Raw genomic sequence first — 23,111 nt, forward strand, 5'->3', positions numbered from 1 at the left:
AACAGGCAGAGGTCTGGGGTGCGGGACGTCTCACGAGGCCGCGCCTAACCCCACCGGCACAATGCCGACGCCCTGCCGAGGATTCTGGGTCCGGTCTGTCCGCCACCGGGCCGGTCACCGATTGTAGTTTCCGTTCAGAACCGCTACAGGCCAGCAACCGCCGTCACATTATCAGGGATTTCTCAGGCGATTTCGGGCCCGTTAACCCCTGCTTGCATCAGTTCTGAAACAAAGCACGTGTCCCGCCCCGAAGACTTCGGGGCGGGACACGTGAGATGAACTGCCGGTTACGGAATCATCAACTGCCGGACTCCGCGCCCTCCGCGGACGGCGCCGAAGCGGTCACGGAAGGCGACGACTGCTCTGCGGCAACCGTCTTCTTCGTGGCCTTCTTCGCCGTCGTCTTCTTCGCGGTGGTCTTCTTGGCCGCCGTCTTCTTCGCGGCGGTCTTCGCAGCCGTCTTCGTGGCGGTGGCCTTCTTGGCCGGCGCCTTCTTGGCGGTCTTGCGTGCCGTCTTCTTCGCCGGGGCTTCCGCGGCCGGGGCCCCGGTGTCCGGGGCGTCGGTGGCCGGGGGCTCGGTGGCCGGGGGCTCGGTGGCCGGGGACTCGGTGGCCGGGGACTCGGACCGCTCGCCCTCGGCCGGTGCCCCGGACTCGGGGGCACTGGTCACGACCACGACCGCCTGCTCCTCGGCACCCGCGGGCGAGCCCGCCGGGGCGGTGACCTTACGGGTCACCCGGCGCCGGGCACGCGGCGGGGCGGCCGGGGCCTCGGTGACCTCGGACGCGGGCGCCTCGACGACCGGGGCCTCGGCGGCGGGCTCCGCGGTGGGCTCGGCCGGCCGGACCGGCTCCGCCGCCTCGGCCTGCTTCGGCGAACCCGCCGGGGCGGACGCCTTCCGGGTCGCCCGGCGACGCGTCCGGCCCTGCGGTGCCCCCTCGGCCTCGGGGGCCGCGGCGGCCACCGGGGTCTCGACGACCGGCTCGGGCTCGGCCTGCGCCTCGGCCACCGGGGCGCTCGCGGCCGCCGGAGCGGCCTCCGCGACCGCGGCCGTCTCCGCGGCCGGCGCCGGAGCGGCGGCCTTCGGCGCGCCGGCCGGGGCCGACACCTTGCGGGTCGCGCGGCGACGGCCGCGGCCACGCGTGGCGGCGGCCTCCGCCTCGGCCGGGCTGCTGTACAGCTCCTCGTCCGCGACGAACTCCGGCTCGGGCAGCGCCACCGGGGCGGCGACCTCCGCGGCCAGCTCGGCCTCGGTCTCGTCCGCGTGCTCGCTGCCGTGCTCGTGGTGCTCGGCGTCCTGGCCGTGCTCGTGCTCGTGTTCCTGGCCCGCGCCGCCGCGGCCGCGCTTCTTGGAACGCTTGCCACCGCCGCCGCCACCGGCGGACGTCGGCTGCTCCATGTGCACGATCACACCGCGCCCGTTGCAGTGGACACAGGTCTCGGAGAAGGACTCCAGCAGACCCTGGCCCACCCGCTTGCGGGTCATCTGGACCAGGCCCAGCGAGGTGACCTCGGCGACCTGGTGCTTCGTACGGTCCCGGCCCAGGCACTCCAGCAGCCGCCGCAGCACCAGATCCCGGTTGGACTCCAGCACCATGTCGATGAAGTCGACGACGACGATGCCGCCGAGGTCGCGCAGCCGCAGCTGACGCACGATCTCCTCGGCCGCCTCCAGGTTGTTCTTGGTGACGGTCTCCTCAAGGTTGCCGCCCTGACCGGTGAACTTTCCGGTGTTGACGTCGACGACGACCATGGCCTCGGTCTTGTCGATCACCAGCGAGCCGCCGCTGGGCAGGTAGACCTTGCGGTCCAGCGCCTTCATCAGCTGCTCGTCGATCCGGTACGTCGCGAAGACGTCGACCTCGGAGGTCCAGCGCGACAGACGCTCCGTCAGGTCCGGCGCGACGTGCGAGACATAGCCGTGGATGGTCTCCCACGCGTCGTCGCCACTCACGATGACCTTCGAGAAGTCCTCGTTGAAGATGTCGCGGACGACCCGGACGGTCATGTCCGGCTCGCCGTAGAGCAGCGTCGGCGCGTTGGAGCTGCCGCTGTTCTTCGACTTCTTCTGGATCTCCTCCCACTGCTGCTGGAGCCGCTCGACATCACGGCGCAGCTCGTCCTCGCTCGCGCCCTCGGCGGCGGTGCGCACGATGACGCCCGCGTCCTCGGGGACGATCTTCTTGAGGATGGTCTTCAGCCGGGACCGCTCGGTGTCGGGCAGCTTGCGGCTGATCCCGGTCATCGAGCCCTCGGGCACGTACACCAGGTAGCGGCCGGGCAGCGAGACCTGGCTGGTCAGGCGGGCGCCCTTGTGACCGATCGGGTCCTTCGTCACCTGGACGAGGACCGACTGGCCGGACTTGAGAGCCGTCTCGATGCGGCGCGGCCCATGGGCCATGCCGAGTGCCTCGAAGTTGACCTCACCGGCGTACAGGACGGCGTTGCGGCCCTTGCCGATGTCGACGAAGGCGGCCTCCATGGACGGCAGAACGTTCTGCACCTTGCCCAGGTAGACGTTGCCGACGTAGCTGGTGGCCTGCTCCTTGTTGACGTAGTGCTCGACGAGCACGTTGTCCTCAAGGACGCCGATCTGGGTGCGCTCGCCGCTCTGGCGGACGACCATCACCCGCTCGACGGCCTCGCGGCGGGCCAGGAACTCCGCCTCGGTGATGATCGGGACGCGGCGGCGGCCCTGCTCACGGCCTTCACGGCGGCGCTGCTTCTTCGCCTCCATACGGGTCGAGCCCTTGATGGACTGGACCTCGTCGAAGCCGGTGCCGGGCTCGCGCTCCTCCTTCTTGCGGGGCTCGCGGACCTTGACGACCGTACGCTCCGGGTCGTCCTGGCCGTTGTCGGCCTCGGCGGAGGCGTCACCGCTGCGACGACGGCGGCGACGGCGGCGACGGCTGCTGCTCGAACCGGCGGCCGAGGAGTCGTTGTCCTCCTCGTCCTCCGCCTCGTCGGCGTCCTGCCCCTGGTGCTCGTCCTCGGCGGAACGCTCGGAGCGGTCGGAGCGGTCGGCGGGTGCCTCGTCGGTGTGCTGCTCGGCGTCGTCCACGTCGTTGGTCTCACCGCGGCGACGGCGGCGGCCACCACGACGACGACGGCGCGAGGGCCGGTCCCCGTACTCGTCGGTGTCGTCGCCCTCGCCCTCGTGCTCGGCGTCCGCACCGGTCTCGGGCTCGTCCTGCTCGTGCGCGGGCTGCTCGACGGGCTCCTCCACCGGGGCGGCGGGAGCGGCGGTCTGCTCGGGCTCGGCGGCCTCACCGCGACGGCGGCGACGGCGGCGCGAGCCGCCCTGCGGCGCGGCCTCGGCTGCCTCGGCGGCCTCGGCCTCGGCGGGCGCGGCCGGCTGGGCGGTCCCGGCCTCGGCGGTCAGCTCCTCCTCGGCCTCGTCGATCTCGTCGTACGGGGTGACCGGACCGGCGGCGGCAGCGGCGGCGGCCGCGGTCTCGGGGGTCTGGAACATCGGCTCGGCGAAGACCGGCGCCTGGAAGACGGCCACGGCGGGGCGCGCGGCACGGCGGCCCTTGCGGGTGGGCTCCTCGGTCTTGCCGGTGAACTCCGGCCGGCCCGCGGCGGCGGTGGCGCGACGGCGCTGACGGCCGCGCGGCGCGGCTTCCTCGACCTCGGCGGTCTCGGCGGCCAGCTCCTCGGCGACGGCCTCGGGGAGGCTTTCGCCGGCCTCGGCGGCCAGCTCCTCGGCGGTGGCCTCGGTGGGCTGCGGGGCACCGGCGGGGGCGGTGGCCTTACGGGTCGCACGGCGGCGGGCACGCGGCGCAGGGGCCTCGGCCTCCTCGACCACCTCGGCGACCGGCGCGGCCACGGGCTCCACGATCTCCGCGGCGCTCTCCACGGCCTCGGCGCTCTGCGGCGCACCGGCCGGAGCCGTCGCCTTACGCGTGGCACGGCGACGGGCACGCGGCGCGGGAGCCTCGGCCTCCTCGACCACCTCGGCGACCGGCACCTCGGCGACCACGGTCTCGGCCACCACAGCGGCTTCCGCGGACTGCGGCGCACCGGCCGGAGCCGTCGCCTTGCGCGTGGCACGGCGGCGGGCGCGGGGAGCCGACGGCTCCTCGGCGGCCTCGGGGGCCACTGCGGGCTCCACGGCCTCGGCGCTCTCCACGGCCTCGGCGCTCTGCGGCGCACCGGCCGGAGCCGTCGCCTTGCGCGTGGCACGGCGACGGGCACGCGGCGCGGGAGCCTCGACCACCTCGGCGACCGGCACCTCGGCAATCACGGTCTCGGCCACCACAGCGGCTTCCGCGGACTGCGGCGCACCGGCCGGAGCCGTCGCCTTACGCGTGGCACGGCGACGGGCGCGCGGTGCGGGGGTCTCGGTCTCGTCCGGTGCGGTGTCCGCGTTCACGGAGAGCTCGGCCTCGACGGCCGGCGTGCTGTCCTCGGTTCCCGTGTCCGGCGCGCCCGCGGTGGGCGGGCCCGCCGGGCGGGAGGCAGCGCGGCGCCTGCGGCGCGGCGGCAGCTTGTCCCCGGGGGTGTTGTCTTCGGTGTTCCCGGTCGTACCGGGTTCGTTCGGCTCACTCATGCGGGCGGTTCTCCCGTCACGCTCCCGGGCGCCGCGCCTGATTCCGGTCCGGCACGGTCCGCTGATACGCGGTACCGCCGTCCGGGGCGCGGGCGCCGCACGGGAGCTGATGTCTGGCTCGCCGGTTCCGTACGCGTTGTACGCACGGCCTGGCGAAAGTCTTCTGGTCAGTGCGCGGCCCGACCCAGGTGGCTCCCGAGTCCAAGGGCTGCGCTACAACGACCGCCTTACGCGGATCCTGTACCTTCCGGCGCCGTCGCGACGGCTGCCTGGGCGACCGCTGGTTGAGCGGTCGGGGCTGCCTCGCGGTCAGGCGCGAGCGGGTCGGTCACCGTGCCGGACTCCTCGTCGAAGAGCCCCTGCGCCAGCCTGGTCACCGCTGCGGCAACCGGCGGCGCGAGGTCGGCCACAGCTCGGAGACCGGACAGGACGTCGTCGGGTCGCACGGCAGGTGTCACGTGCCGAACAACCAGCCGCAGTATCGCACAGGGCCTGTCCCCGGGCCTATCAGGCTGTGGATCAAGAGCCTGCAGGTCGGCGACGGCCGCACGGGCGTCGAAGGTCCGCATCCCGTTCTTCGCGCGGCGCTGGACCTCGACGGTCGGGGCGTCATTGAAGGCGGAAACGGCCCTGCGGGCGTCCTCGGGCGTCACTCCGTCGAGGCGCATCTCCCAGACCGACGCGGTCAGTCTGTCGGCGAGGCCCGATGTGCGGGCCTCCACCGCGTCGGTGATGTCGAGACCGTCCGGCAGCGACTCGTCGAGCAGTGCGCGCAGCACTTCGGGGTCACGCGCCTCGGTGAGGGCGATCTCCAGGAATTCGGCCTCGCTGCCCGTGCCGGTGGGGGCGGCATTGGCGTACGACACCTTGGGGTGCGGGGTGAAGCCGGCCGAGTACGCCATCGGCACCTCGGAGCGGCGCAGTGCCCGCTCGAAGGCCCGCTGGAAGTCGCGGTGGCTGGTGAACCGGAGGCGGCCGCGCTTGGTGTAGCGCAGGCGGATGCGCTGCACTGCCGGTGCGGGCGGCGGGCCTTCGGGCTGTCGCTTGCCCAGTGGTTCTTCTCCTCGGTGCGGGGCGGGCTCGGTGGAGCGCCGCCCACGAAATACGGGTGGCCCCGGGGCGCCCGCCCCGGCTCACCCCCGCTTGAGGGTTTCTGCTCCAAGCGGGGAGATCTCGGGTGCCTGCGCCGCGCTGGGGACAGTCGCTGTCTGTTGCGCACTACCCAGCGTACGCGCAGCAACCGTGCTCCGTTCCCCGGCCCGGGGGTCCGGTCCTCCGCCGACCAGGGCCCGCCAGGCGTCCCGGCGGGCCTGCCGCACGCTCTCGCGGGCCGCGCGCAGGGCGTCGCGGGCGGCCCGCCCGGCCTCCGCCGCGGCCCTTCTGGCGGGGGCCCAGACCACGTCGCGCACCACATGTCCGACCGGGGTGAACACCGAGCGGTGGACCCAGGTGACCGGGGCGCCGACCAGATGCCACGCCAGCCGGGCGATCGCCCGGCCGATGGCCCGGGAGAGAAATCCGGCGACCCGCCAGGCGACCTCGACCGCGGCGCCGATCTCCCGGCCGAGCGGGGCGAGCACCCGCCGGTACAGCCAGGAGACGGGGGCGACCAGCAGCGTCAGGACCAGCCGTACGAGCGCTGCCGCCAGGCCCCGCGCGGCGGCCGCGATGCCGCGTCCCACCATGACGAGCAGCCAGGAGACGCCGTGTCCGACCGGAGTGAGGACCGTCCCGTACAGCCACGCCAGCGGTACGACCAGTCCGTACCGCACCACCGGCACCACCACGTACCGCCACAGGCCGACCACCGGCCATACGAACAGCGCGGTCAGCAGCCGGCCCAGCGCGGTGCCGATGCCGCGCCCGGCCGGGACCAGCAGCGTGCGGTACAGCCACCGCGTCCCGTGGCCGACCGGGGTGAGGACCGTCCCGTACAGCCACACCAGCGGTACGACCAGTCCGTACCGCACCACCGGCACCACCACGTACCGCCACAGGCCGATCCAGGGCCGGATGAGCAGTGCGGTGGCCAGCCACAGCATCCCGTGGCCGAGCGGGGTGAGGACGGTGCGGTACAGCCAGCCCGACGGGACCGCCACGAGCGTGTCGAACAGCCGGGCCAGCGGGCGCAGCAGTACCCGTTCGGCGGCACGCCAGGTGACCGCGAGCGCGTCCCAGACCATGCGCACGGGCAGCACGATCACCAGGACCACGATCCGGACCGGAATCCTGATCAGAGTGGTCAGGCAGCCCTCACCGGGCTCGTACGACCGCGGTGCCTGGTGCTTGCCGTGTTCCATGCGGTGAATGACGCGATGGCCCGGCCCGGAGTTTCCCGGACGGGGCCATCGTCACCGAGCTGTCACCCGGCGGCATCGGGGGCGGACCGGCCGGACGGTGTCACCGGCGACCGCACACCGAACCACTGCTCGGCGCCGTACTCCTCGAACCGCTCCACCTCGGCGAACCCCAGCTTCGCCGCGAGGCGCATCGCGCGGGTGTTGGCGGTCCGGGTGCAGAGCACGACCGGCTCACCGGGAAGCGCGGCGGCGAACCACTCCAGGGCAGCCGCGCACGCCTCGGCGGCGTACCCGCGACCCCACGCCCGCGGCAGGAACATATAGCCGAGCTCGGCCTCCCGGGCGCCCGGGCGGACGTGGCCCGGACGCTCCGTGCCGCGCCGGTCGAGCGTGGTCATGCCGATCATCGCTCCGTCGAGCTCGATCACGAAGAGGCCGGGGCGCCGGCCGGGCACCTCGGGCACCGCGCGTTCCAGTTCGCCGCGCGGCCGGTGACCACCGATGTGGGTACCCACCTCCGGCGAGGCGAAGAGTTCGATGAACGCCGCACGGTCGCGGGCCTCGGACTCGCGGAGCACGAGCCTCTCCGTCCTGATCGGGGCGGGCGGCCAGGCGTCGGGTCCCAGCCCGGTCATGGCGGGCATCCTCTCGCGCGCCTGCCGGGCGGGAGCCCCCGGACGGCCGGCATCACCGCTGGTCACGGCTACTTCTTCACGGTGAGTGGGAGCAACTTCTTGCCCGTCGGGCCGATCTGGATGCTGGTGTCCATCTGCGGGCAGACGCCGCAGTCGAAGCACGGGGTCCAGCGGCAGTCCTCGACCTCGGTCTCGTCGAGCGAGTCCTGCCAGTCCTCCCAGAGCCAGTCCTTGTCCAGGCCGGAGTCGAGGTGGTCCCAGGGCAGGACCTCCTCGTACGTGCGCTCCCGGGTGGTGTACCAGTCGACGTCCACGCCGAACCCGGGCAGCGTCTTCTCGGCGCTGGCCATCCAGAGGTCGTAGCTGAAGTGCTCGCGCCAGCCGTCGAAGCGGCCGCCGGCCTCGTAGACGGCGCGGATGACGGAGCCCACCCGGCGGTCACCGCGCGAGAGCAGGCCCTCGACGATGCCGGGCTTGCCGTCGTGGTAGCGGAAGCCGATCGAGCGGCCGTACTTCTTGTCACCGCGGATCTTGTCGCGGAGCTTCGTCAGCCGGGCGTCGGTCTCCTCGGCGCTGAGCTGCGGGGCCCACTGGAAGGGGGTGTGCGGCTTGGGCACGAAGCCGCCGATGGAGACGGTGCAGCGGATGTCGTTCTGGCCGGAGACCTCGCGGCCCTTGGCGATCACCTTGACCGCCATGTCACCGATCTGGAGGACGTCCTCGTCGGTCTCGGTGGGCAGGCCGCACATGAAGTACAGCTTCACCTGGCGCCAGCCGTTGCCGTACGCGGTGGAGACCGTACGGATCAGGTCCTCCTCCGAGACCATCTTGTTGATGACCTTGCGCATGCGCTCGGAGCCGCCCTCGGGGGCGAAGGTGAGCCCGGAGCGGCGGCCGTTGCGGGTCAGCTCGTTGGCCAGGTCCACGTTGAACGCGTCGACGCGGGTGGAGGGCAGCGAGAGGCCGATCTTGTCCTCGGTGTACCGGTCGGCGAGGCCCTTGGCGATCTCGCCGATCTCGGTGTGGTCCGCGGAGGAGAGCGACAGCAGGCCGACCTCTTCGAAGCCGGTGGCCTTGAGGCCCTTCTCGACCATCTCGCCGATGCCGGTGATGCTTCGCTCCCGCACGGGGCGCGTGATCATGCCGGCCTGGCAGAAACGGCAGCCGCGGGTGCAGCCGCGGAAGATCTCGACGGACATCCGCTCGTGGACGGTCTCCGCGAGCGGGACCAGCGGCTGCTTCGGGTAGGGCCACTCGTCGAGGTCCATGACGGTGTGCTTGGACACGCGCCACGGCACGCCGGACCGGTTGGGCACGACGCGGCCGATGCGGCCGTCGGGGAGGTACTCGACGTCGTAGAAGCGCGGGACGTAGACGCCGCCGGTCCTGGAGAGCCGGTACAGCACCTCGTCACGGCCGCCGGGACGGCCCTCGGCCTTCCAGGCCCGGACGATCTCGGTGATCTCCAGGACCGCCTGCTCGCCGTCGCCGATGACCGCGCAGTCGATGAACTCCGCGATCGGCTCGGGGTTGAACGCGGCGTGGCCGCCCGCGAGCACGATCGGGTCGTCGACCGTACGGTCCGCGGCCTCCAGCGGAATGCCCGCGAGGTCGAGGGCGGTGAGCATGTTGGTGTAGCCGAGCTCGGTGGAGAAGCTGAGCCCGAAGACGTCGAAGGCGCCGACGGGACGGTGGCTGTCCACGGTGAACTGCGGGACCCGGTGCTCGCGCATCAGCGCTTCGAGGTCGGGCCAGACGCTGTAGGTGCGCTCGGCGAGGACGCCCTCGCGCTCGTTGAGTACCTCGTAAAGGATCATGACGCCCTGGTTGGGCAGTCCGACCTCGTAGGCGTCGGGGTACATGAGGGCCCAGCGGACGTCGCAGCTGTCCCATTCCTTGACGGTGGAGTTCAGCTCACCGCCGACGTACTGGATGGGCTTCTGCACATGCGGGAGCAGAGCTTCGAGCTGTGGGAAGACCGACTCGGCAGACATCTCGCGAACCTTCGTGAGCTGGCAGGGGTGACCATCCAGCGTACCCCGCGGCTCAGCCCTTCAGATCCGCCCGCAGTTCCGGCCCGGACGCCTTCCGCCAGACCTCCGGCAGCTCTCTCTCGCCGGCCGCCGCCCGCGCCTCCTCCCTGCCGTACAGCAGTCCCCAGGTGAAGGCGGACTCCCCCGCCGCGTGTGCCTGGACCGCGAGGTCGCGCAGCGCCTCGCGGGCGACGACGCTGTCCTGGTGGTCGCCGAGGAGGGTCTGTACGGCCTTGGTCCTGCGGGCGAACCGCTTGGCGGGCCTGCCCAGCGCGGGCCTGGCCGCCTCGCCCGCGTACCGGGCGCGTTTGGCCGCCTTGCGGGCCCCGTGCAGCGCCAGGTCGCGTTCGTGGCCGGGCGGGAGCGCGAGGGCGTGGCCGATGCGGGCGGCGAGGCGGTCGTGGGTCTTCAGCACCGCGCGGGGCAGGGCCTTCGCGGGCTCGCGGGCCGCGCCGGGCAGCAGTGGCGGGTCCGCGAGGAGCGCGTCCAGGGAGTCCAGGAGGGTGAGGTAGCGCTGCCCGTCGAGCAGGGCGACGGTGCGGCGGCGGGAGCCGGCGCGGCGGGCCGCCGACCAGATCCGCAGCCGGGCGCGGACGGGGCCCAGACGCAGGGTGCGGGGCAGTTCGGCGAGCGCGGTGCGCAGCCGTTCTTCGAGGACTTCCCGGTCGCGGTCGATGCCGAGCTCGGCGGCGAGCCACCTCAGCTCCTCGCCCACCGGGTCGGTGACCGTGCGGTCGAGCACCTTGCGGTACGTCTTGAAGGCGCTGCGCAGCCGCCGGGTGGCGACGCGCATCCGGTGCAGGGAGTCGGGCAGGTCGCGCCGTACGGCGGGGTCGAGGGTGATGATGGCCTCGATCTGTTCGCGCACATAGGCGAGGACGTGGTCGCCCGCGGTGGCCCGTGCCTCGGGGCCGCCGCCCCGCTCGTCCTCGGTCCCGCTCCCGCGGCTCATCATCGCCGGGGCGGTCTCGGCGAGGGCCCTGGCCAGTTTGGAGGCGGACGCCGAGGGGCGTACCCCGGCCTTGCGCAGCCTGCGTTCGACCACGTCCAGGAAGGCGGGGTCGCCGTCGTCGGCCAGTTCCACCTCCAGCTCGGTCCACTCCGCGGTGGCACCGCCGCCGTCCTCGGTGAGCCGTTCGGCGCGGACCCGGTCGATGCTGAGTTCGGCGAGGAGGGTGCCGTCGGCGGCGAGCAGATGGTGGACGTCGCGGGCGGAGCGCAGCCGTACGACGGGGGCGAGCGGGGTGTGCCGGACCCGGGAGCGGAGCAGTGCGGCGAGCTCGGCGGGCAGGGTGCCGTCGAGCGGGGCACGGATCTCGTCACGGATGCCGGAGGCGACGGGGAACTTCAGGTGCCAGCCCTCGTCGTCGCCGCCGGTCCTGCGCCGCAGGGTGAGGGAGGCGGCGGCGAGCCGGAGGTCCTCGGTGTCGTAGTAGACGGCGTCGAGCTCATGGACGCCGCGGTGGGCGACTTCGCGGACCCCGGCCGCGCGGGTCAGGTCGGGCAGCCGGGTTCCGGGAGTCGCTTCGTACTTCCGCTCGATCTCACGCTTCGAGTCCGCCATGTACCGAATCTAGTCGCGTTGTCCGCGATCAGGGAGGGGTGGAGCGTGGTGTCCGCACGGCTCAGGCCGTTATCGGCCGCTGCACCCTGATCGACTGCAACAGCCCGATCGCCACCCAGACGGCGAACATCGAGGATCCTCCGTAGGACACGAACGGCAGCGGCAGACCCGCCACCGGCATGATGCCGAGGGTCATCCCGATGTTCTCGAAGGCCTGGAAGGCGAACCAGGCGATGATGCCCGCGGCGACGATCGTGCCGTACAGCTCGGTGGTCTCGCGGGCGATCCGGCAGGCGCGCCACAGGACGACGCCGAGCAGGACGAGGATCAGTCCGGCGCCGAGGAAGCCCAGTTCCTCACCGGCGACGGTGAAGACGAAGTCGGTCTGCTGCTCGGGGACGAACTGGCCGGTGGTCTGGGTGCCCTCGAACAGCCCGGTGCCGGTGAGGCCTCCGGAGCCGATCGCGATGCGGGCCTGGTTGGTGTTGTAGCCGACGCCCGCCGGGTCCAGCGCCGGGTTGGCGAAGGCCGCGAAGCGGGCGATCTGGTAGTCGTCGAGCAGCCCGAGCTGCCAGATGGAGACGGCGCCCGCGGTGCCCGCTCCGAGCAGTCCGAAGACCCAGCGGTTGGAGGCTCCGGAGGCCAGCAGCACACCGAGCACGATGACGGCCATGACCATCACCGAGCCGAGGTCCGGCATCAGCATGACGACGGCCATCGGGATGGCGGCCAGGCCGAGGGACTTGGCGACCGTCCGGTGGTCCGGGTGCAGCTGGTCGCCCGCGTCGACCCGCGCGGCGAGCAGCATCGCCATGCCCAGGATGATGGTGATCTTGGTGAACTCGGAGGGCTGGAGGGAGAAGCCGCCGCCGACGATGATCCACGCGTGGGCGCCGTTGACCGTGGCGCCCAGCGGGGTGAGCACGGCCATGACCAGGAGCACCGAGAGGCCGTACAGGATCGGGACCGCCCCGCGCAGGGTGCGGTGGCCGAGCCAGATCGTGCCGATCATCAGGGCGAAGCCGATGCCGGTGTTCAGGGCGTGCCGGAAGAGGAAGTAGTACGGGTCGCCATGGGTGAGGGTGTCGCGGTTGCGGGTGGCGGACCAGACGAGCAGCGAGCCGATGAAGGAGAGCGCGAGCGCCGAGCCGAGCAGCGGCCAGTCGAGCCGGCGTACGACGGAGTCCCGGGCGGTGAGCTTGGCCCAGGAACCGGGTTCGGGGGCGTACCGGGAGACGGAGAAGCCGCCGGCCATCAGTCCCGCCTTCCCGGTGCTCCGGCGAGTGCCTGCTGTCCCTCTTCGAGGGGAGGCTTCTGCGAGTTCGGGTCGTACGGCTTGATCCTCGGGGCCTCGATCGAGCCGTCGGGCTGGATCTTCGGCAGCGCCTTCTGGGGCTTGGGCAGCAGTGCCTTCTTCAGGTCCTGCTTGCCCGTGGTGTCGAGGCCGTAGAGGGCGTTGTAGATGTTGCGCACGGCGGGCCCGGAGGCACCGGAGCCGGTGCCGCCCTGGGAGATCGTCATGACGATCGAGTAGTCCTTGGTGTACGTGGCGAACCAGGAGGTCGTCTGCTTGCCGTAGACCTCGGCGGTGCCGGTCTTGGCGTGCATCGGGATCTTGTCCTGGGGCCAGCCGCCGAAGCGCCAGGCGGCCGAGCCCCGGGTCGCGACACCCGCGAGGGCTTCGTCTATTTTGTCGCGCGTGTCTCCGGTGAAGGGGAGCTTGCCGTGCGACGTGGGCTTGATCTTCTGCACGGTCCTGCCGTCGCCGCTGACGATCGCCTTGCCGACGGTCGGGTCGTACAGGGTGCCGCCGTTGGAGATGGCGGCGTAGATGGTCGCCATCTGGATCGGGGTGACGAGGGTGTCGCCCTGGCCGATGGAGTAGTTGACGGAGTCACCGGCGCGCATCTTGTTGCCTTCGAGGCAGTTCTCGTACGCGATCTGCTCGACGTACGTACCGCCCTTCTTGCCCTGCTTGCACCAGGCGTCCTTGTTCGCCTTGAAGAAGTCCTGCTTCCACTTGCGGTCGGGGACGCGGCCGCTGACCTCGTTGGGGAGGTCGATGCCGGTCTCCTTGCCGAGGCCGAACTCGTGGGCCGTCCGGTAGAACCAGTCGTTGGCGTTCTTCTTCGGCAGGGTGCCGCCGTCCTTCTGCCACTCCTTGTGCGCGAGACCGTAGTAGACGGTGTCGCAGGAGACCTCCAGGGCGCGGCCGAGGGAGATGCTGCCGTAGCCCTGGGACTCGAAGTTCTTGAAGGTCTGGCCGCCGATGGAGTACGAGCTGGGGCAGGGGTAGTTGCCGTCGAAGTCGTATCCCGCGTTGACGGCGGCGGTGGAGGAGATCACCTTGAAGATCGAGCCGGGGGCCGCCTGCCCCTGGATGGCCCGGTTCAGCAGCGGGAAGTTGGACTTCTTGCTGGTGAGCTTGGTGTAGTCCTTGCCGGAGATGCCGCCGACCCAGGAGTTCGGGTCGTAGTTCGGCAGGGAGGCCATCGACACGATGCGGCCGGTCTTGGCCTCCATGACGACGACGGCTCCGGAGTCCGCCTTGTAGTTCACCCCGGTGTTGCGGTCGAGCTCCTTGCGGGCCGTCTCCATGGCCTGGTTCAGCTCGTACTCGGCGACCGCCTGGACCCGGGCGTCGATCGAGGTGACGACGCTCGCGCCGGGCTCCGCCTTGTCGTTCTCCGCCTGGCCGATGACGCGGCCGAGGTTGTCGACCTCGTAGCGGGTGACGCCCGCCTTGCCGCGCAGCGCCTTGTCGTAGGTGCGCTCCAGCCCGGAGCGGCCGACCTGGTCGGAGCGCAGGTACGGCGATTCGGTGTCCTGCGCCTTGGTGATCTCGTCGTCGGTGACCGGGGAGAGGTAGCCGAGGACCTGCGCGGTGTTGGCCTTGCCGGGTGCGGCGTAGCGGCGTACGGCGGTGGGCTCGGCGGTGATGCCGGGGAAGTCCTCGGCCCGTTCGCGGATCTGGAGGGCCTGCTGGGTGGTGGCCTCGTCCGTGACGGGGATCGGCTGGTAGGGCGAGCCGTTCCAGCAGGGCTGCGGGGTCTTCGCGTCGCAGAGCCGGACCTTGTCGAGGACGTCCTTGGGCTTCATGTCCAGCACCTCGGCGAGCCGGGTGAGGACGCTGTTGCCCTTGTCCTCCATCTTCATCAGCTCGGTGCGGCTGGCGGAGACGACGAGGCGGGTCTCGTTGTCGGCGAGCGGTACGCCGCGGGCGTCGAGGATGGAGCCGCGGACCGCGGGCTGGACGACCTGCTGGACGTGGTTGTTCTTCGCTTCGTCGGTGTATTCCTGGCCGTTGCGGATCTGGAGGTACCAGAGACGGCCGCCGAGGGTGAACAGCAGGGAGAAGACGAGGACCTGAATGACGATGAGCCGGATCTGGACCCGCTGGGTCCGGCCGGTCTCGGGGATGTTGCTCACCGGTCACCCCCGGCGGTGGTCCGGCCGGCGGTACGGGGCTCCCGCCCCGGGAAGTACGGCGTCACAGTCGCTTGACCCCCTTGATCCTTCCTGCGCGTGCGGCACGGCTGCGGGCGGCCTTGACGCGCAGTCCGCCGCGCTGGCTGCCGATCCGCAGCCCGGTGCCCGAGGTGAGCCACCCCGCGGCGACGTCGCCGCCGCCGGAGGACTCGGTGATCGGGTCGTTCTCGGTACGTCTGGCGAGGGCCATGATCAGCGGCACGGTGAACGGTGCCAGCAGCAGGTCGTAGACCGCGGCGGTGAACAGCAGGCTGCCCAGCCCCACATGGCGGGCGGCCGTGTCGCCGACCAGGGCGCCGACACCCGCGTACAGCAGTGTCGAGCCGATGGCCGCGGCGACCACGACGGCCATCGGGGCGAGCGCCGACTTGAGCTGCCCGTTCGTGGGCCGGGCCAGTCCCGCGAGGTAGCCGATGACGCACAGCACCAGGGCGTAGCGCCCCGCGGCGTGGTCGGCGGGCGGTGCCAGGTCGGCGAGGAGTCCCGCGCCGAAGCCGATGAGCGCGCCGCTGACGTGCCCGTACACGAAGGCGAGTCCGAGGACGGTGAGCAGCAGCAGGTCGGGGACGGCGCCGGGGAGCTGGAGGCGCGCGAGTACGGAGACCTGGATGACGAGGGCGACCACGACCAGGGTGACGGAGAGCAGAGTCCGGTTGAAGCGCATGGGAATCAGCCCTGCTCCTGGTCGTTTGCCGCATTGCCGGAATCGGCCGCGTTGCCGGAATCCGCCGCGTTGTCGGCGTTGCCGGTGGAATTCGCGGCGGGATTCCGCGTGCTGTTCCCGGTGTTCGCGGCCGGCTCGCCCGTGGCGTTCCCCGTGGGTTTCGCGCCGGGCTTCTCGTGGATGTTGCCGACGACCTTTCCGCCGCCGTCGACGAGATCACCGTTCGGCTGGAGGGTGACGGTCACCGTGGGGGTGGGCTTCGGCTTTTCGGGTTTCTTCGGCAGCACCATGTCGCGGGGGTCCTCGCGCGGTGCCTGGACGACGATCCCGACGATGTCGAGCTTGGTGAACCCGACGTACGGCTTCACATAGACCGTCCGGGTCAGATCGCCGCCGGACGGGTCGACCCGGACGACCTCGCCGACCGGGACGCCGGGCACGAAGGGCTTGTCCTTGCTGGAGCCGAAGGTGACCAGCCGGTCGCCCTTCTTCACCTTGGCCTTGCCGTTGAGGAACTGGACCGACAGCGGCCGCGAGCCCTGGCCGGTGGCGAAGCCGAGCTCGTCGGTCTTCTCCAACCGGGTGCCGACGGTGAAGTCGGGGTCGTTGGCCAGCAGTACGGTCGCGGTGTCCGGGCCGACGGTGGTGACGCGGCCGACCAGTCCCTGGCCGTTGAGCACCGTCATGTCGCGCTTGACGCCGTCGTTGCTCCCGGCGTCGATGGTGATCGTCCAGGAGAAGCCCTGGGCCGCTCCTATGGCGATGACCTCGGCGCCCTTGATGCCGTACTGGCCGGCGCCCGCGTTCTTCATCATGGCGTCGAATTGGCGGACCCGGCTGTTGTTGCGGTCGTCGCTGCCGAGCCTCGCCTTCAGCGCGGCGTTCTCCCGCTCCAGCGCCGCGATCCGGTCGTGCCGGTCGCCGGAGTCCCGTACGGCGCCGATGGCGTTGCCCACCGGGTCGACCGCTGCCGCCACGCCGTTCTCGACCGGTCCGAAGACCGCTGCGGCGGCCTGCCGGGCGCCGTCCACCGGTGACTCCTCGCCGCCGCGGATATCCACCGTGATCAAAGCGAAAGCGATGGCGATCAGCAGCACCAGGAGCAGCCGGCTCTCTCGTGTGTCCCTCACGTGCGGCGGCCGTGCCTTCCTCGTCGGAATGTTCGTGCCTGTATATCAACGATCCGACGTACGGAGCGGCAGCGTCCGCACGTCGGATCGTGGAGTTTCTACCGTCGGGGCTGGGCGTCCAGCACCTGCTGGAGCGCCTCGAACTCCTCGACGCACTTGCCCGATCCGAGCGCCACCGAGTCCAGCGGGTCCTCGGCGATGTGGATCGGCATGCCCGTCTCGCGGCGCAGCCGCTCGTCGAGCCCGCGCAGGAGCGCGCCGCCGCCGGTGAGGACGATGCCGCGGTCCATGACATCGCCGGAGAGCTCCGGCGGGCACTTGTCGAGCGTCGTCTTCACGGCGTCGACGATCGCGTTGACCGGCTCCTCGATGGCCTTGCGGACCTCGGCGGCCGAGACCACGACGGTCTTGGGCAGCCCCGAGACCAGGTCGCGGCCGCGGATCTCGGTGTGCTCGTCCTTGTCCATGTCGTACGCGGAACCGATCGTGATCTTGATCTGTTCGGCGGTCCGCTCACCGAGGAGGAGCGAGTACTCCTTCTTGATGTGCTGGATGATCGCGTTGTCCAGCTCGTCACCGGCGACCCGGATCGACTGGGCAGTGACGATTCCGCCGAGCGAGATCACGGCGACCTCGGTGGTGCCGCCACCGATGTCGACGACCATGTTCCCGGTGGCCTCGTGGACCGGCAGACCGGAGCCGATGGCCGCTGCCATGGGCTCCTCGATGATGTGCACCTGGCGCGCGCCGGCCTGCGTCGATGCCTCGATGACGGCGCGTCGCTCGACCCCGGTGATACCGGAGGGCACACATACGACGACCCGCGGGCGGGCCAGATAGCGGCGCTTGTGGATCTTGAGGATGAAGTAGCGGAGCATTCGCTCCGTGATCTCGAAGTCGGCGATCACGCCGTCCTTCAGAGGCCGTACGGCAACGATGTTGCCCGGCGTACGGCCGATCATCTTCTTGGCCTCGGAGCCGACCGCGAGAATTCCGCCGGTGTTGGTGTTGATGGCCACGACGGACGGCTCGTTCAGAACGATGCCGCGCCCCCTGACGTACACCAGCGTGTTGGCAGTCCCGAGGTCGATAGCCATGTCACGGCCGATGAACGACATTGAGTTCCCCTTGTTCCCCATGAGGATGCGTCGGGCCTTCCCAAGAAGCGGAGATGGCTTTTTTTGGTAGGCGAGGGTTGGCGCTGCGGGCGTGGAAGCTTCCATCGTAGTGCCGTATGCACGGACACAGCGCGAGGGTCCTTCGCCATGGCGAGCGGAACGGGTTCGCGTTCCACCCATGGTGACGTTACGTCGGTGGGATGCGTTCCCGCGATCCGGAACCCTATGCCGAAGGGCGACCGAATTACTTCGGTCGCCCCAGGTCATGAGCGCTGATTGGCCGATCCGAAGTCAGGAAAGTCCCGGAAAGAACAGCTTGAGTTCTCGCTCCGCGGACTCCTCGGAGTCCGAGGCGTGGATGAGGTTCTCCCGGGTGATCGTCCCGAAGTCACCGCGGATCGAGCCGGGCGCGGCGGCGATCGGGTCGGTGGGGCCGGCCAGGGCGCGGACACCCTCGATGACCCGCTCGCCCTGGGCCACCAGGGCGACGACGGGCCCGGAGGCCATGAACTCGACGAGCGGCTCGTAGAACGGGCGGCCCTTGTGCTCGCCGTAGTGCTGCTCCAGCGTCTCCTGGTCCAGCGTGCGCAGCTCCAGCGCGGTGATCTGCCAGCCGGCCTTGCGCTCGATACGGCCGACGATCTCGCCGATCAGCCCACGCCTGACGGCGTCCGGCTTGAGAAGGACGAGGGTGCGCTGAGTCATGTGCGGCTCCTTGCAGGCATACGGGTGCGGTGAGGCGAGATTACAGGGGTACGGGAACGGGCCGGCGCCCGGGTTTACGCAGCGTCATCCCCTGGCCCGGAATCGGCGGGCCAGGGGGCCGGCGTCAGGCCGGGGCCTCGGTGGCCTCCTGTGCCGCCCAGCGCGCCTTCGCCTCGTCGATCTTGCGGCCGTAGTGCACCGAGGCCCACCACAGACCGCCGAAGGCCAGGCCGAGGATGAACATCATCGGGACCACGAAACCGCTCAGCACCAGAGCGATCTGGAGCACCCAGCCGAGCTGCACCCCGCCGGGGCGGGTGATCATCCCGCACAGCAGCACGGACAGCAGCATGCCGATGCCGCAGACCGTCCAGACCGTGGCCGCCGTCAGGTCGTCGGACTTCATCGCGACGAGACCGGCGAAGCCGATCACGAAGAACTCGCCGATCAGCGTCGACGCGCAGAGCGTACGCACCCCTCAGCCCCTTCCCAGCAGCAGCCGGGCCTCGCCGACCGTGATCACGGATCCGGTCACCAGGACCCCGGCGCCCGCGTACTCCTCGTGCTCCTCGGCGAGCGTGATCGCCGCCTCCAGCGCGTCGTCCAGCCGCGGCTCGACCTGGACCCGGTCGTTGCCGAAGACCTCGACGGCGATACCGGCCAGCTCGTCCGCGTCCATCGAACGGGCGCTGGAGTTCTGGGTGATCACGACCTCGGCGAAGATCGGCTCGAACGCTTCGAGCAGCCCGCGCACATCCTTGTCGCCGCTCGCCCCGACCACCCCGATGAGCCGGGAGAAGCCGAACGCCTCGGAGATCCCCTCCGACGCCGCACGGGCACCCGCCGGGTTGTGGGCGGCGTCCAGGACGACGGTCGGGCTGGAGCGGACCACTTCGAGGCGGCCCGGCGACAGCACCGAGGCGAAGGCCTTGCGGATCGCGTCGATGTCGAGCGTCCGGGCCTGCTCGGCACCGATGCCGAAGAACGCCTCGACCGCGGCGAGCGCCACCGCGGCGTTGTGCGCCTGGTGGGCCCCGTACAGCGGGAGGAAGATCTGGTCGTACTCACCGCCGAGACCGCGCAGCGTCAGCAGCTGGCCGCCGACCGCGATCTCCCGGGAGGCGACGCCGAACTCCATGCCCTCGCGGGCGACGGTGGCGTCCACCTCGACGGCCTTCTTCAGCATCACCTGCGCCGCGTCGACCGGCTGCTGCGCCAGGATGACGGTGGCACCCTGCTTGATGATCCCGGACTTCTCCCCCGCGATCTCGGCGGGCGTGGAACCGAGCCGGTCGGTGTGGTCCAGCGAGATCGGGGTGACGACGGCGACGGAGGCGTCGATCACGTTCGTCGCGTCCCAGGTGCCGCCCATGCCGACCTCGACGACCGCGACGTCGACCGGCGCGTCGGCGAAGGCCGCGTACGCCATGCCGGTCAGCACCTCGAAGAACGACAGCCGGTAGGGCTGCTGGGTGTCGACCATCTCGACGTACGGCTTGATGTCCTCGTACGTCTCGATGAAGCGTGTGGCCTCGATCGGGGCGCCGTCCAGGCTGATCCGCTCGGTGATCGACTGGACGTGCGGCGAGGTGTAGCGGCCGGTGCGCAGCTCGAAGGCGTTGAGCAGGGCCTCGACCATGCGGGCCGTGCTGGTCTTGCCATTGGTGCCGGTGATGTGGATGGAGGGGTACGCGCGCTGCGGTTCGCCGAGCACGTCCATCAGGGCCGCGATCCGCGTCACCGAGGGTTCGAGCTTGGTCTCGCCCCAGCGGCCGGCGAGCTCCTGCTCCACGGCGTGCAGCGCCCTGTCGGTCTCGGGGTCGGCCGGGCGGGTGGGGACGGTATCGCCCTGGGGCGGTCCGGACCGGGTGCGCAGGGTGCGGCTCCCGGCCTCGATCACCGCCAGGTCGGGGTCGCGCTGGGTCGCTTCGTCGACGATCTCCGCGAAGGTGTCGTCGGACTCTGACGCGTCGTGCCGGTCTGAAGGGCGGGGCTCACTCACGGGACCAGTCTACGGATGGGCGCGGACAACGCGCGCAGCGCCCGGCGACGGGGGCGGGCACGACGGGCGGATCAGCCGTCCGGCCCTCGCCAGGACCTCCGCCGGGCCCCCGCCCGCTGGTCTGACCGACCACGGCAGCCCTGAGCGGCGGGAGTCCTGAGCCGAGGGAGCCCCGAGCGGCGCCCGGGTACGACGAAGCCCCCGCATTCCCCGGTCGGTCGGGGGTGCGGGGGCTTCGCCCTCAGGTCATCATCCCTGCGGCAGGCTCGCCAGCTGGGCGGTGATCCGCTCGATGTCGGCCTCGGCCTTGGACAGCCGGCCGCGGATCTTGTCGACCACGTTGTCCGGGGCCTTGGCCAGGAACGCCTCGTTGCCGAGCTTCCCGTTGGCCTGGGCCTTCTCCTTGCCCGCGGCCTCCAGGTCCTTCGTGAGGCGCTTGCGCTCGGCCGGGATGTCGATCGTGCCGGAGAGGTCGAGGGCGACCGTGGCCCCCGCGACGGGCAGCGTCGCCGTGGCGTGGAAGCCGTCCCCGGCGGGCTGGAGCCGCAGCAGCTGGCGGATGGCCGCCTCGTGCGGGGCGAGCGCCGTGCCGGTCAGGGTCAGCTCGGCCGGGACCTTCTGGCCGGGCTGGAGGCCCTGGTCCGAGCGGAACCGGCGGACCTCGGTGACGACCTGCTGGACCAGCTCGATCTCCCGCTCGGCCGCGTCGTCCCGGAAGCCGGAGTCGGCCGGCCAGTCGGCGATGACCACGGACTCCCGGGCGGTGAGCGCGGTCCAGAGCGTCTCGGTGACGAACGGGACGATGGGGTGCAGCAGTCGCAGCATCACATCGAGGACCTCGCCGAGGACCCGGCCGGAGACCTCGGCCGGCCGGCCGCCCGCGAAGAACGTGGTCTTGGACAGCTCGACGTACCAGTCGAAGACCTCGTCCCACGCGAAGTGCCGCAGCACCTCACTGAGCTTGGCGAACTGGTAGTCGTCGTAGAACGCGTCGACCTCGGCCACGGTCTTGTTGAGCCGGGACAGGATCCAGCGGTCGGTCACCGACAGCTCGTCGGCGGGCGGCAGCTCGCCCTCGATCGTGGCGCCGTTCATCAGCGCGAAGCGGGTGGCGTTCCAGATCTTGTTGGCGAACTTGGCCGAGCCCTGGACCCACTCCTCACCGATCGGGACGTCGGTGCCCGGGTTGGCGCCGCGCGCCAGCGTGAAGCGCAGGGCGTCGGAGCCGTACTTGTCCATCCAGTCCAGCGGATTGACCACGTTGCCGAAGGACTTCGACATCTTCTTGCCGTGCTCGTCGCGGACCATGCCGTGCAGGACGACGGTCTCGAACGGCGGGACGCCGTCGTTGACGTACAGGCCGAACATCATCATCCGGGCGACCCAGAAGAAGAGGATGTCGTAGCCGGTGACCAGGACGGAGTTCGGGTAGAACTTCGCGAGGCTGTCGGTCTGTTCCGGCCAGCCCAGCGTGGAGAACGGCCACAGGCCGGAGGAGAACCAGGTGTCCAGGACATCGCTGTCCTGGGTCCAGCCCTCGCCCGTGGGCGCTTCCTCGTCCGGTCCGACGCAGACGACCTCGCCGTTCGGGCCGTACCAGACGGGGATGCGGTGGCCCCACCAGAGCTGGCGCGAGATCGTCCAGTCGTGGAGGTTGTCGACCCAGTCGAAGTACCGCTTCTCCATCTCCTGCGGGTGGATCTTGACCTTACCGTCGCGGACGGCGTCACCGGCCGCCTTGGCGAGCGGCGCGACCTTGACCCACCACTGGAGGGAGAGGCGCGGCTCGATGGTGGTCTTGCAGCGTGAGCAGTGGCCGACCGAGTGGACGTAGGGCCGCTTCTCGGCGACGATCCGGCCCTCGGCGCGCAGCGCGGCGACGATGGCGGAGCGGGCCTCCAGACGGTCCAGACCCTGGAAGGGGCCGGGGACCGTGATGACGGCGCGCTCGTCCATGACCGTGAGGAACGGCAGGTCGTGGCGCTTGCCGATCTCGAAGTCGTTCGGGTCGTGCGCGGGGGTCACCTTGACGGCGCCGGTGCCGAACTCCGGGTCGACGTGGTGGTCGGCGACGACCGGGATCGTGCGGTCGGTGAGCGGCAGCTTGATCTGCTTGCCGACGAGGTGGCGGTAGCGCTCGTCGTCGGGGTGGACGGCGACAGCCGTGTCACCGAGCATCGTCTCGGCGCGGGTCGTGGCGACGACGATGGTCTCCTCGCCCTCGCCGTACGTCATGGAGACGAGCTCGCCGTCGTCGTCCTGGTACTCGACCTCGATGTCCGAGATCGCGGTCAGACAGCGGGGGCACCAGTTGATGATGCGCTCGGCGCGGTAGATCAGGCCGTCGTCGTACATCCGCTTGAAGATGGTCTGGACGGCGGTGGACAGGCCCTCGTCCATGGTGAAGCGCTCACGGGACCAGGCGACGCCCTCGCCGAGGCGGCGCATCTGCCCCGCGATCTGGCCGCCCGACTCCTTCTTCCACTTCCAGACGCGCTCGACGAAGGCCTCGCGGCCCAGGTCGTGGCGGGACTTGCCCTCCTTGCCGAGCTCGCGCTCGACGACGTTCTGGGTGGCGATTCCGGCGTGGTCCATGCCGGGCTGGTACAGCGCCTCGAAGCCCTGCATGCGCTTGCGGCGGACGAGGGCGTCGATCAGGGTGTGCTCGAAGGCATGCCCGAGGTGGAGGCTTCCGGTGACGTTCGGCGGCGGGATGACGATGCTGAAGGGCGGCTTGTCGCTGTGTTCGTCCGCTTCGAAGTACCCGCGTTCTACCCAGCGCTCATACAGCTTCCCCTCTACATCGGCCGGCGCGTACTGGGTCGGCAGTTCGGGGTTGCTGGCTGGCTGCTGCTGAGTGTTCTCGGTCACGGGGGACAGTTTAGGGCCGTCACAGTCCTGCACTGAAACGGGATTGTT

15 protein-coding genes are annotated in these 23,111 nt (G+C 71.0%); all 15 read right to left on the reverse strand.

Going from position 1 to position 23,111, the window contains the following annotated elements:
• Window positions 1-298: 298 nt before the first annotated feature.
• Window positions 299-4,552: an Rne/Rng family ribonuclease gene (locus ACIGJO_RS03745; RefSeq protein ID WP_399951475.1), complete on the reverse strand. Its 4,254-nt coding sequence runs from the start codon at window positions 4,550-4,552 to the stop codon at window positions 299-301.
• Between the two features lie 227 nt (window positions 4,553-4,779).
• Window positions 4,780-5,562 (reverse strand): TIGR03936 family radical SAM-associated protein, encoded by a 783-nt coding sequence (locus tag ACIGJO_RS03750; protein WP_399951478.1) that lies wholly within the window; start codon window positions 5,560-5,562, stop codon window positions 4,780-4,782.
• 123 nt (window positions 5,563-5,685) lie between these two features.
• Window positions 5,686-6,852 carry a hypothetical protein gene (locus ACIGJO_RS03755; RefSeq protein WP_399951481.1) on the reverse strand — a complete coding sequence of 389 codons (1,167 nt, stop codon included), beginning with the start codon at window positions 6,850-6,852 and terminating at the stop codon, window positions 5,686-5,688.
• A gap of 62 nt (window positions 6,853-6,914) precedes the next feature.
• Entirely contained in the window at window positions 6,915-7,487 is a 573-nt protein-coding gene (locus ACIGJO_RS03760) for a GNAT family N-acetyltransferase (RefSeq protein WP_399951483.1), read from the reverse strand.
• Between the two features lie 68 nt (window positions 7,488-7,555).
• On the reverse strand, window positions 7,556-9,481 hold the full coding sequence (locus ACIGJO_RS03765) for a TIGR03960 family B12-binding radical SAM protein (protein ID WP_399951486.1): 1,926 nt from the start codon (window positions 9,479-9,481) through the stop codon (window positions 7,556-7,558).
• A gap of 52 nt (window positions 9,482-9,533) precedes the next feature.
• Window positions 9,534-11,084 carry a CHAD domain-containing protein gene (locus ACIGJO_RS03770; protein WP_399951489.1) on the reverse strand — a complete coding sequence of 517 codons (1,551 nt, stop codon included), beginning with the start codon at window positions 11,082-11,084 and terminating at the stop codon, window positions 9,534-9,536.
• A gap of 61 nt (window positions 11,085-11,145) precedes the next feature.
• Window positions 11,146-12,339: a rod shape-determining protein RodA gene (gene rodA / locus ACIGJO_RS03775; protein ID WP_399951492.1), complete on the reverse strand. Its 1,194-nt coding sequence runs from the start codon at window positions 12,337-12,339 to the stop codon at window positions 11,146-11,148.
• Complete coding sequence (mrdA, locus tag ACIGJO_RS03780; RefSeq protein ID WP_399951495.1) at window positions 12,339-14,513, reverse strand: penicillin-binding protein 2; 2,175 nt, start codon at window positions 14,511-14,513, stop codon at window positions 12,339-12,341. The genes rodA and mrdA overlap by 1 nt, the downstream gene beginning before the upstream one ends.
• A 61-nt stretch (window positions 14,514-14,574) precedes the next feature.
• Window positions 14,575-15,237, reverse strand: a complete 663-nt coding sequence (gene mreD / locus ACIGJO_RS03785; RefSeq protein WP_399951498.1) for a rod shape-determining protein MreD — start codon at window positions 15,235-15,237, stop codon at window positions 14,575-14,577.
• Between the two features lie 5 nt (window positions 15,238-15,242).
• Window positions 15,243-16,367: a rod shape-determining protein MreC gene (gene mreC, locus ACIGJO_RS03790; RefSeq protein ID WP_399951501.1), complete on the reverse strand. Its 1,125-nt coding sequence runs from the start codon at window positions 16,365-16,367 to the stop codon at window positions 15,243-15,245.
• Between the two features lie 98 nt (window positions 16,368-16,465).
• A complete protein-coding gene (locus ACIGJO_RS03795) occupies window positions 16,466-17,485 on the reverse strand; it encodes a rod shape-determining protein (RefSeq protein WP_037698738.1) in 1,020 nt (339 codons plus the stop codon).
• 291 nt (window positions 17,486-17,776) lie between these two features.
• On the reverse strand, window positions 17,777-18,190 hold the full coding sequence (gene ndk, locus ACIGJO_RS03800) for a nucleoside-diphosphate kinase (RefSeq protein ID WP_399951504.1): 414 nt from the start codon (window positions 18,188-18,190) through the stop codon (window positions 17,777-17,779).
• A gap of 124 nt (window positions 18,191-18,314) precedes the next feature.
• A complete protein-coding gene (locus tag ACIGJO_RS03805; RefSeq protein WP_399951507.1) occupies window positions 18,315-18,665 on the reverse strand; it encodes a DUF4233 domain-containing protein in 351 nt (116 codons plus the stop codon).
• Window positions 18,666-18,668: 3 nt separating this feature from the next.
• Window positions 18,669-20,192 (reverse strand): bifunctional folylpolyglutamate synthase/dihydrofolate synthase, encoded by a 1,524-nt coding sequence (locus tag ACIGJO_RS03810; protein WP_399951510.1) that lies wholly within the window; start codon window positions 20,190-20,192, stop codon window positions 18,669-18,671.
• A gap of 249 nt (window positions 20,193-20,441) precedes the next feature.
• Window positions 20,442-23,063 carry a valine--tRNA ligase gene (locus tag ACIGJO_RS03815; protein WP_399951513.1) on the reverse strand — a complete coding sequence of 874 codons (2,622 nt, stop codon included), beginning with the start codon at window positions 23,061-23,063 and terminating at the stop codon, window positions 20,442-20,444.
• Between the last annotated feature and the right edge of the window lie 48 nt (window positions 23,064-23,111).

Source organism: Streptomyces sp. NPDC079020 (assembly GCF_044542225.1).
Taxonomy (GTDB): domain Bacteria; phylum Actinomycetota; class Actinomycetes; order Streptomycetales; family Streptomycetaceae; genus Streptomyces.